Source organism: Streptomyces cellostaticus, assembly GCF_001513965.1.
GTDB lineage: Bacteria > Actinomycetota > Actinomycetes > Streptomycetales > Streptomycetaceae > Streptomyces > Streptomyces cellostaticus.
In genome coordinates this window covers 1-9864 of sequence record NZ_KQ948081.1, presented here as the reverse complement: position 1 = coordinate 9864, position 9864 = coordinate 1, and the positions used below count along the sequence as shown (strand labels likewise).

Genomic DNA, 9864 nt, shown 5'->3' with positions numbered 1-9864 from the left:
TACTAGTATTCCAGTGCGGCTTCGTGATCTATCCGGTTGAGGGGCTGGCGAGTCGCCGCCGGTAATGGCTGCGGCGGGCTGTCGCCTGGTGCTGTCTGCGCCAGTTTGACCAGTGCAGCAGCATGCGCGGGGAGCTGTTCGTCGGGTTCAGCAGGGCGCCGAGCAGGTGGCGGACCTCCGGAACGGTCAGGTCGATCGGGCCGGTGCTGCGGATGGGTCGGCTGGGCTGCGCGGCCCTGGCCGGCGTCGCATCGGCGGCGAGTGCGGCGAGGAAGGCCAATGCGAGCATGGCCAGGGTGATGTGCCGGTGCCAGGCGGTCCAGTGGCGGACCTGGTAGTGATCCAGGCCGACCTGACCCTTCGCGGCCTGGAAGCACTCCTCGATGCACCACCTGGTCCCGGCCACCCGGACCAGCTCGGACAGCGGCACTCGCCTCGGGGACCAGCACAGGTAGAAGGCGAGTTCGCCGCTGCTCGGGTTGCGGCGGATCAGCAGGTACCGGTGGCGGTCGGCACCGATTTCGATCCAGGCCCAGTCGTAGTAGCGAGGCCCTTTCGCTCCGGCTCCGGCGCTCTGCCGGTGCCAGGCCGAGGCGGGCAGGCGGTCGGCCACCGCATCCGCGCGGGCAGTGGTCCGCCCCTGGTTGATGCGCACCCGTCTGCTGCAGGCAACGGCCAGCACGTAGCCGATCGCGCGGGACTCCAGCAGCGCGCGCAGGCCGGGATCTTGGCCGTAAGCCTCGTCGCCGGTCACCCAGGAGGCGCCGATCCCGGCGTCCAGTGCTCCCGTGATCATCTGCCGGGCCAGCGTAGGCTTGGTCGCGAATTCCACCTGGTCCGGCACCCCGGCGCGGGTTCGGCGCTCGGCGTCCTGGCACCACGAGGCATCCGGCAGGTAGAGGCGGCGGTCGATCAACGCCCGTCCTCTGCTGGAGGCGTAAGCGAGGAAGACGCCGACCTGAGTGTTCTCGATCCGCCCGGCGGTGCCGGTGTATTGGCGCTGCACGCCGGCCGAGGCGGTGCCCTTCTTCAAGAAGCCCGTCTCGTCTACGATCAGGACGCCGTCGTCGGCACCGAGGTGCTCGAGGACGTAGGCCCGGACGTCGTCGCGGACCGCATCCGCGTCCCAGCGGGAACTTCGCAGCAGCCGCTGCATCGGCCCGGGCCGACTGTGACCGGCATGCTCGGCCAGACGCCAGCAGTTCTTCCGCTCGACGCCGGACAGCAGGGCGAGCACGAAGGCGCGGGCCGTCGCTCGCGGCTCCACCCGCTTGAACCGGCCCGCGATCCGGGCCATGGCCTGGTCGAACATCGCACGCCAACGGGCGGCATCTATGCTGTGGTCCGCGGCCACAGCACGATCTTCAGGAGTCCACACAACCCTTGATGATCACGCGGTGGCCGCTCCAGATCTACCGGGTGTGACAGGCTGCTTCAGCCAGTGGGATCCGCGCAGGACGAGGCTCGGGATCGACCGCCGATGCGACATGCCGTCAGCGGCCCGACGCCCGGATGTTCAGCCTATGGCTCCGGCCCGGGGACGGCGTCACGGACTCGGCCGACGATGTCTCTCCCGGCCTGCGGCTGCGTGGCGATCGAGTGCAACAGGGGGTTGGGGATGGGCGAGGATCCACTCATCACGGCGGTGCGGAGCGGGGACGAGAACGCGGTCAGAATACTGCTCGAGGACGGGGCGGATCCCGACGTCCTAGACGATCAGGGCACCCCCGCACTCTGCCTGGCCATCTCAGCGTTCAACTCGACGATCGCCAGCTACCTGGTGGAGGGCGGCGCGGATCCGGACCGCCAGCTGCCCGACGGGACCACCCCACGATTGCGGGCCGTCGACAGCGGTTCCATCGGGCTCGCCGACTGCCTGCTCGGTGGAGCGGCCCTCATCGGCGAGGCCACCCGCGCGGAACTGCTGGCGCGCGCCCGGCAGTGGCATGAGATGGGCCCGGTCGCCATGCTCCGGGAGCGGACCGGCGCCTCGGATGCGGTCGAGCGGGTGCGCATCCGGGACAGAGAGTGGTGCACCGAGTACCACGAGATCCGGCTCGGCGGAATAACCGTCCGCGACGGCCACACAGGGATCCTCACTCTCCTCGAGAAGCACTTCGGACTACACCTGGGCATTGACGAATTGGCGGCCCGAGCGTGCGCACTCGAGTACCCGGACTATGAACACGCCGTCTGGTCAGAGATCGTCAGAACCCTTGCCCGGAGGCAGAACGACGAGACCTGGGAGGCTGCGGCGGCACTGCGAGGCCATCCCGATCCCCTGCACCGCCGCTTCGGCGCGGAGGTCCTGATCTGCCTCCACCTCGAGGCTGAGCTGACGGACGTCCCGAGCCCGTTCGAACAGCGCACGCTCGAGCTCCTCCTCGACTGGGCAAAGGAGGAGGGGCACCCGGACGTCCTGGCCGAGACCCTGGCCGGCCTGAGCCACCATGAGGACCCGAGGATCGAGCCGCTAGGGCTCTCATTCCTCGCCCACGCTGCCCCGCAGGTACGTGCCGTGGTGCCCTCGACCCTGAGAATCGTGAACTCGGAGAGGTCTGGACGGCAGACGTTCACCTCCGAGGGGCTGAACGTCCTGCTTGCACTGGCCCGGGACACTGACCCCTCCGTTCGCCAAGTCGCCGGCTACGGGCTCGCGTACAGCCTGAATCCGGAACCCGCCATCGGGGACACCCTCGCCGATCTGCTCGATGACGACGACCAGCAGACCCGGATCTGGGCCGTCTACGGACTGGCCGAGCGGGACGATCCGCGCTGTATCGATGGCGCCGACCGGGTGGGCCCCGTCGACGAGTACGAGTCGTGGTCCTGGATACTCGGCGCGCCCTCACGGTACGAGCAGCGCCAAAGGGAGCGGGAAGCGTCGGCCACGACCGAGTAGCGAACGCTCGCCTCTGTATCGGGGCCGACTCTGCCCTGCCCACCCGGTACACGATGTGGTGGCCGCCTGGTCCCGACGCTCACGCACCCGCAAATCCTCGAACCCACCAACGAAGCCCTCGGCCACATGCGACCAACACAAGATCGCGAAGTCGCACTGGAGTATTAGCGCGGTTCGGTTCGCAGAAGTAGTCGCTTCGGGTGCAGCGTGATGCCGATCTGGGTGGTGGTGTCGGTGCCGGGGGCGGGCAGCAGACGCCACCTTGCGGTCACCGTGGCCAAAATGATGACAAGTTCGGCCAGTGCGAAGTGATCTCCGGGGCACTGGCGGTTGCCGGTGCCGAACGGCATCATTGCCAGCTTTGGCACGGCGGCGGCCCGTCCGGAGGTCCACCGGTCGGGATCGAACATCAGGGGCTGGTCGAAGGAGCGGGGGTCACGCTGCATCGCGTAGGGGCTGTAGGCGATGTCAGTGTGCGGGGGGATTCGGAAGGGGCCCAGGGTGGTGGCGGCTGCGGTTCGGCGGGTGAAGATCCAGGCTGCCGGACGCAGGCGCATTGCCTCGGTGATGACGTTGCGGGTGTGTGGCAACTGCCCGAGGTCCGCGAAGGTGACCGGTCGCCCCGAGGTAAGCAAGTTCACCTCGTCAACCAGGCGTCGTTCCTGCTCGGGATGTTCGGTCAGTAGGTGCAGGGTCCAGGCAATGGTGGAGGCCACGTTCTCCGCGCCCGCCACGACGAGGGAGACGATGTGGTCGTGAATCTCGCGGTCTTTGAGTGGGTTGCCGTGTTCGTCTGTGGCGGCGAGCAGGACGGCCAGCAGGTCTGCCCGCTGCTGCCGGGAGGATCGGCGTTCGGTGACGATCTCGTCGACGACTTCGTGCAGCGCGGCAAGAGCGCGGTCGAAACGCCGGTTCGCCGGCGTGGGAAGGCGGTACAAGGCTCCCGCCGATAGGATCATTCGCCGGTACAGTCCCTCGAATACCGTATGCAGGGCCTGACCGATCAGGTCCGCCTTCTCGCCGAGGGAGTCGACTTCCAGCAGCGAACGCGCCACGATACGCACGGCCGTGTTGAACAACTCCGAGCTGATGTCGATGACGGTGCCGGGCTGCCACCGAGCAGCTGTGGCCTGTGCCTCCTCCTCCATCACCGTTGCGTAGTTCGCGATGCGCTCCGGGGTGAAAGCGGGCTGGATCATACGGCGCTGGCGGCGATGCAGTTGCCCGTTGCTGGTGGCGACCCCTTTGCCCAGCAGTACCTCAAGTGTGTCCCACAGAGGGCCCCCCACAACGCAGTCGGGATTCTTCAGCAGGGAGCCGACCAGTTCGGGGGCGGTGGCGACGTAGACGGACTTGGGCCCCAACTTGATCCGTACGAGATCACCGTGGTCGCGCAGCTCTGTCAGGAATCCCAGCGGGTCTCGCATGAGCTTCCACGCGTGTCCAAGTACTGGCAGGCCGCCGACGGCCTGCGGGGGCACAGCCGGCAGCTGTACCGATGCGGCGGACGCCCGGTTCGGTTCGATCGTCATTAGAAGCCTCCGGGGTCATCAATATAGGGAGGTGTGGACCGATCGTTCCAAGATTCCACCCGATACCGCCCGGACTCATGGTGGAACCAGTACACCGAGCTGAACCAGTTGCGCATGTTGAGCAGGCAGGACCTGACCGCGGCGGCGTACCGGGCGCCGTACACGCTTCCCCTAGCGGCGCGGTCGGCCAGTTCCAGCACAGCTGGTTCGGTCGCCAGGAACGTGTCGACACACTGGCTGACACGACGGTGCACTTCGGCCACGGCCTCGTGGTGTGACATCTTCTCGTGGCAGATGAGGCTGATGCCGAGATTATGCAATTCGCCGCCTGCGAGTTCCTTACGTAGTGAGCACAGGTCGTTGTACCAGGCGGAGAAGTCCTGGGTGGCCAGTGCCGCGCACTGGAAAGCTCCATCATTGCGGAGAAAGTCAGGAAGCTCACAGCCTGCGGTGGGCTCGAGCAGATCGATCCATAGCGCATGCGCGAAGGTAAGGCGCCGCAGTTCGATGTACTCCGCCACGGTAGGAACGGTTCGGTACGTACGATTCCGGAATTCCCGGTTGTAGGCGTCCACCACCGGGTGGAAGTGTTCGATGAAACGGGTGTTCCACGTGTCGGTGAGATGCGACTGAATGCGCACCAGGCAGTCCGCCAGCGCAGCAACCAGTGGGTCTGAATGAACAAGGTGGCCGTGCGGGGCATCCAGCACCGTGTGCAACTGTTTACATAGCTGACGCCACGCCTCAGACCTGCCGTGCACCACGTCACGGTCGTGCCGATCGTCCCACGCGAAGAACCAGGCGCTGAAGTCAGCAATCGCTGACAGCAACTCGTCAGGGGCGCCCAGGTAGTAGCCGGCAACCAGATCCGTGTAACGCAAGTCATCGGCGAATCGTTCGACGGTGCATGGCAACATGAGTCGGCGCTCCAAAAGCCACGTCCGCGTTCTCACCTGCAGCTTCGGCCAGTACGGGTGCAGCCTGCGGGAGAAACCAATCTCGACCTGGGGAAGTGAGAAGGCCCCTGAACTGGTCGGCGATGACACGATCCTCGAGCTGCCAGAGAACCGGCGCGTCAGGGGCAGGGGGAGGACAGGCGCTTGCTCAAGGCTTCGCGCGTCCTGACACTGACGGCCTCCATCGCTTCCCCTCACCGTGCCCTCGTGGCAAGCGATCGACGGGGCGATCCTCCTGCTCCCGTACCACCCCTCGCCATGGGGAATGATCACATCGCGCGGGTCGCTGTCCAACCGGCTCCCGCCCCTTTCCCTTCATCACGGCAGACTGTGTGCTCATCACGGCAGACGGTGTGCCGACCCGCTGATCAGCGAGGTCTGTGGTCAGATTCCGGCGGGTGCTGGACCGGCTGGCACCGGGCCCGGCAGCATCAGATGTCCACGCGTCCCAAGAACCAGTTCCCCGGCGCGTTGACGTCCTCACTGAGCAGATACTCGCGGATGCTTTGGCTCAGCTCCTGCCGGGTGAGGTGACCGTCGCCGTTCCGGTCCAGATGCCGGAAGGCATCGACGATCTCCTCCCGTCCAAGAGAAGGGAAGGTTGCCCGGTAGAGAGCCCAAAACTCGGGCTGCGAGAGCCGACCGTCCCGGTCAGCATCTCCAGCTTCAACGAACGCATCCACCGCCACCCCCAGCGAGTCGGCGTACCCGTCGGGGTCAGCCGACAGCCCGGTAACGGCGGTGACGTACTCATCCCGGCTGATTCGACCATTGCCGTCGGAGTCCATGGGAGCCAGCAGCACCTCCCACAGACGAATGTAGGCGTCGTGAACGCGCCGAGCGTCAGCGGACTCGGCGGCAAAGCCTGAAGCGTCGGCTGCTGCGCGGGCCAGCGCCACACAGTCGTCCCTGCTGAGGTCTCCGTCGCTGTTGCGGTCGAGTAGATCGAAACACCGGGCGATCTTCCGCTCCAGGAATGTCTGACTCATCGCACACCTTTCGCTTGGGGGTGCCGCCGGCAGCATGCCCCGGCGAAACCACGAACACGCAAAACATGGCTTACAAGACATTCCGAACATGTGCTCACGGGGTACGTCGCGCCAGCGAAATCACAGATTTTGATCGTGACCAACGGAAAGTGCACCAGCGAGGCGGTCCCCCAGGCCCGGAGACTCGGCGTCCATCTCGTGGACCGTGACCCGCTCGGCCAGTGGGCTTCCGGCTGGCCGCTGCGGGCGTTGCTGGGCGTGTGCCGCCGCCACTGAGTAACCCTGCTGACGGGCGCCGCACAGCCACACAGGAAGACGGCCTCGGTATTGGTGGGCTCTCGTATTCAACTGTCGCCAGTGCCCCGAAGAACCCAGTCGGCGGGTGACCGCCGGTGATCACCGGCGGCGTATCGGCTCCATGTCCCTCCGGTCTCGTTGGAGCCGGGTGGTGGTCTTGTCGTGGTAGCAGAGAGCGTCCGCGACGTCGGGGGCAGGCAGTTCGAGGAGTTGCTGGCGCATGGCGGCGCCGCGGGCAGCGGCGGCCGGGACCCCGACCTCGTTCAGGAGCGCGCACAGATGATCGGGTGGAACGGCTGGCCGGTTCGTTTCCATGCGCCGGCCGAGTAGCGCGTCGAACCCTCCGGCGCGGGCGCGAGTGCCTCTCCCCCGAACACCTGCGCAAGCGCGGTATCCGGGCGGTGATTCCTGTTCGGGCGGATCAGCGGGGCCATCGGCTGCGTCAGGGCAGTCACGGCGGCCGACCACCCGCCTTCGACCGCGCGGCCTACAAGCAGCGCAACACCGTCGAACGGTGCATCAACCGCCTCAAGCAGGGGCCAGGCATCGCAACCCGCTACGAGAAGACCGCAGCCATCTACCTGGCCGGACTCCACATCGCAGGCATCTTCCTGTGGTCCGCCCGCTGATCCGGACGAAACCGCCCAGGCCGTTTCGTCCGGAGCGCCGACGTCGCTTAGAGGCCACCGACCTTGGCTGGGAACTTCTGGATCGTTGCGATCACGGTGTCGGGGTCATCCGGCAGGACCAGATCGACCGGTTCTTGCAGCTGGTACAAGTCGCCCTTCGGCGGGTATTGGGTGAGCTTACCGATGAGTTTGGCCGGGGCCTTCGTCGTCAGGATCAGGGGTTCGCCTCCGGACTGATCGATGACCATGGTGAAGGTCGCGACGACCACGTGCTCGAATCGCGGCGGGGATTCTTGGATCAGCCTCAGCCGGCTCTTCGGATCGTCATCGACATCGTCCTGCTCGATCGTGATCGTGCCGCGCCCGCCCCCGCCCTCGCCGACGTCGGCGCCGGGCAGCTCCGCGCTGTACCTGAAGCCGACGATCTTCATCCGCACGCTGTTCTTCGGGTCATCGGGGTCTACTTCGACGCGTTGCTTGAAACCGCCCCTGAAGTCCACGCTGACCAACGAGCCCCCGGATCTTGAGAGGGGTGTCGACGGCGAGCGAGCTGGTCGGGATCTCCGCGCCGATGGGCGGCAGCAGTGGCATGTGGGTTCCTTTACGAGACGGGTTGGGCACGGCGAGCACATCACGCCCGCCTTCGACTGCCGCCCAGGCCCGACGCGAAACCACCAGGCCGTGTGATCTCTTCCAGCAGCCGGGTGATCCGAACGAAACGGCCTACTAGGCAGTGTCTCTTCGATCAAGTAGCTCGTTGCACGGTCTAAGGAAACAGTTTCCCCAGCCGACTGAACCGGTTGACTCTTCGTGAGGAGCCTCATGGCGTGGACGTGGCGGTTCGAGAAGGCGGACGGTTCGGAGGCGGTGCCGACCGTCGAACCGGAGGAGTTCACGACCCAGGGCGATGCCGAGGCTTGGATCGGGGAGCAGTGGCGGGACCTGCGCGACGGCGGCATCGACCAGGTCCGGCTGTTCGAGGACGGCGCGGAGATCTATCCGGCGCCGATGAGCCTGCACGCGGACGAAGAATGACGGGAACGGTCTCTGCGTTCACGATCGGAGCCAGATGAGGAGTGCGGCTGCGGTGACGGCGCCGAGGAAGATGATGGCGCCGTTCGGGCGCGGGTGGCAGCAGCGGAGCAACGCGCTTCCACAGGTCATCCGGAAACAAGATCAGCTCGCACGCGGACACCCTGCCGACCGAGATCACTGAGCGCAAGATCGTGGGCTCAAGTCATTCTGAAACGATCAGTTATGCCCAACACTCCGCCCCAGCTGCCGGATCAGCTGTTGTTGACGTTCCCCGCGCTGGCTTGCCCCAGCCAATAGGCCAGGCTGTCTCTCGTGTCTCGGATGCTACGCCGGTGCCTGGGATTCTCCTCCGGGTCAAGGCTGCGTTCTTGTTCAGCGAGTAGTTCGGCCAACATGGTGGCGGCTTGTGCGGCATTCCCGCGCTGACCCAGCCAGGTTGCCAGGGTGCGTACCGTGTCCACGGTCGTCTCATGTGTCCTGCCGAGAGTCCGACGGCGTTCATCCAGCACGATGTGGCCCTGCTCCAGAGCCTCAGACGGCAGTCCGGCTTGCCACAGGGCGATGGCCAGTGCGAACCGAGTCGTGACCGTCGCATCGTGGTGGGGGCCCAAGTCCGCGTCGTCGACACGCGCCTGCAGGGCTGCCCGTAGCTGGGCCACTTCGGCGTCCGGAGACAGCGGCTCCCGCATCGAGTTCAGGGCCATCCTGCTCTGCAGCGTGTCCGGGTGGTTTTCGCCAAGCACCCTGACCCTCAGGGCGAGCACCGCCTGGCACTCCGTCACTGCACGGTCGCGACGACCGGTGTCGAACAGGAGAACCGCCATCAGGTGGCGAGTGGCCAAAGTACGCGTGTCCTCTTCGCCGAATCTGCGCTGTTGTATGTCCAGGGCACGGCGCGCTACTTGCCCAGCTTCGTCGAACGCACCGATGACTTGCAGCCATTGCGCGAAGTCGCATTGAGCGGCGAGAGTCCTGTCGTCCTCGGCGCTGTGCTGCTGTGTGTACTGGTCGATGGCGTGCCGGTAGGCGCGACGCACGAGTGGGTACCGGCCGTACGAATGCGCGGTCGACGCGACGGTTACGGCCTCGTGAGGGCCGATCCTGGCGAGTACACGGGTGCAGACGTCGTCGCGGACCCACTTGGGACCGCGGCTACCGGCGTTGTTCTCGTCTTCCCGTCTGGCAGCAATGACCAGGCGAGGTAAGACGTCCACGGGGGATGAGTCCTCGCCCTGGACGCTGCAAGGGAACAGCAGGGAGAGACTCCCTTCCCACTGGCGCAGCGCCCAGATCCATGCTTCGTCCTCGGACTCGTGCCGGAGCTGCGGCCGGTCGGTCAGGTAGACGGTGTGCAGCTCCTGCAACATCTGGCGGTCCAGTGGCCTGGTCAAGCCCAGCCGACGACAGTCGACCGCCGCCCGGACAAGGGAGGCACCTCGGGAGCTCCCTTCCGCATCCTGAGCGCACCACCAGCGAGTGAAGAGGCCTTGGCTCCCGCCTATATACTCCGCCAAGCCGAACAGG

At 66.3% G+C, this 9864-nt stretch carries 11 protein-coding genes and 1 pseudogene; 5 read left to right on the top strand and 7 right to left on the bottom strand.

Translation table 11 applies throughout. The annotated features are described in order from the left end of the window. Positions 1–28: 28 nt before the first annotated feature. Positions 29–1312 carry an IS701 family transposase gene (locus tag AQI88_RS41870; RefSeq protein ID WP_079058188.1) on the bottom strand — a complete coding sequence of 428 codons (1284 nt, stop codon included), beginning with the start codon at positions 1310–1312 and terminating at the stop codon, positions 29–31. A 276-nt stretch (positions 1313–1588) separates the two neighbouring features. Between AQI88_RS41870 and AQI88_RS41865 the strand changes: the two genes are divergently transcribed. Next, on the top strand, positions 1589–2902 hold the full coding sequence (locus tag AQI88_RS41865; protein WP_159050578.1) for a HEAT repeat domain-containing protein: 1314 nt from the start codon (positions 1589–1591) through the stop codon (positions 2900–2902). Positions 2903–3066: 164 nt separating this feature from the next. Here AQI88_RS41865 and AQI88_RS41860 read toward each other — a convergent pair whose 3' ends face one another. The 3 genes from AQI88_RS41860 to AQI88_RS41850 all read right to left on the bottom strand — a co-directional run bounded on the left by AQI88_RS41860 (position 3067) and on the right by AQI88_RS41850 (position 6379). Then, positions 3067–4434 carry a bifunctional albaflavenone monooxygenase/terpene synthase gene (locus AQI88_RS41860; RefSeq protein WP_067011039.1) on the bottom strand — a complete coding sequence of 456 codons (1368 nt, stop codon included), beginning with the start codon at positions 4432–4434 and terminating at the stop codon, positions 3067–3069. Beyond that, positions 4434–5480, bottom strand: coding sequence for a terpene synthase family protein (locus AQI88_RS41855; protein WP_067011047.1), 1047 nt, complete (start codon positions 5478–5480; stop codon positions 4434–4436). The genes AQI88_RS41860 and AQI88_RS41855 overlap by 1 nt, the downstream gene beginning before the upstream one ends. 341 nt (positions 5481–5821) lie before the next feature. After that, entirely contained in the window at positions 5822–6379 is a 558-nt protein-coding gene (locus tag AQI88_RS41850) for an EF-hand domain-containing protein (RefSeq protein ID WP_067011037.1), read from the bottom strand. A 135-nt stretch (positions 6380–6514) separates the two neighbouring features. On the opposite strand from AQI88_RS41850, the gene AQI88_RS46430 reads away from it, so the two are divergent. Further along, complete coding sequence (locus tag AQI88_RS46430; RefSeq protein ID WP_159050577.1) at positions 6515–6655, top strand: hypothetical protein; 141 nt, start codon at positions 6515–6517, stop codon at positions 6653–6655. 120 nt (positions 6656–6775) lie between these two features. On the opposite strand, the gene AQI88_RS48725 is transcribed toward AQI88_RS46430, so the two are convergent. Next, on the bottom strand, positions 6776–6898 hold the full coding sequence (locus AQI88_RS48725) for a hypothetical protein (protein WP_279616606.1): 123 nt from the start codon (positions 6896–6898) through the stop codon (positions 6776–6778). On the opposite strand from AQI88_RS48725, the gene AQI88_RS46425 reads away from it, so the two are divergent. Together AQI88_RS46425 and AQI88_RS41845 are read left to right on the top strand one after the other, a co-directional pair. Then, positions 6839–7006 (top strand): hypothetical protein, encoded by a 168-nt coding sequence (locus AQI88_RS46425; protein WP_159050576.1) that lies wholly within the window; start codon positions 6839–6841, stop codon positions 7004–7006. The genes AQI88_RS48725 and AQI88_RS46425 overlap by 60 nt on opposite strands. A gap of 47 nt (positions 7007–7053) precedes the next feature. Beyond that, a pseudogene (locus AQI88_RS41845) lies at positions 7054–7305 on the top strand (IS5/IS1182 family transposase); the annotation flags it as partial. 47 nt (positions 7306–7352) lie between these two features. Here the strand turns inward: AQI88_RS41845 and AQI88_RS48365 are convergent. After that, positions 7353–7805 (bottom strand): hypothetical protein, encoded by a 453-nt coding sequence (locus AQI88_RS48365; protein WP_244184645.1) that lies wholly within the window; start codon positions 7803–7805, stop codon positions 7353–7355. A 322-nt stretch (positions 7806–8127) separates the two neighbouring features. Between AQI88_RS48365 and AQI88_RS41835 the strand changes: the two genes are divergently transcribed. Next, positions 8128–8340, top strand: a complete 213-nt coding sequence (locus tag AQI88_RS41835) for a hypothetical protein (RefSeq protein WP_067011035.1) — start codon at positions 8128–8130, stop codon at positions 8338–8340. Between the two features lie 251 nt (positions 8341–8591). Here AQI88_RS41835 and AQI88_RS41830 read toward each other — a convergent pair whose 3' ends face one another. Continuing rightward, positions 8592–9707, bottom strand: a complete 1116-nt coding sequence (locus AQI88_RS41830) for a tetratricopeptide repeat protein (protein WP_159050574.1) — start codon at positions 9705–9707, stop codon at positions 8592–8594. Positions 9708–9864 lie beyond the last annotated feature (157 nt).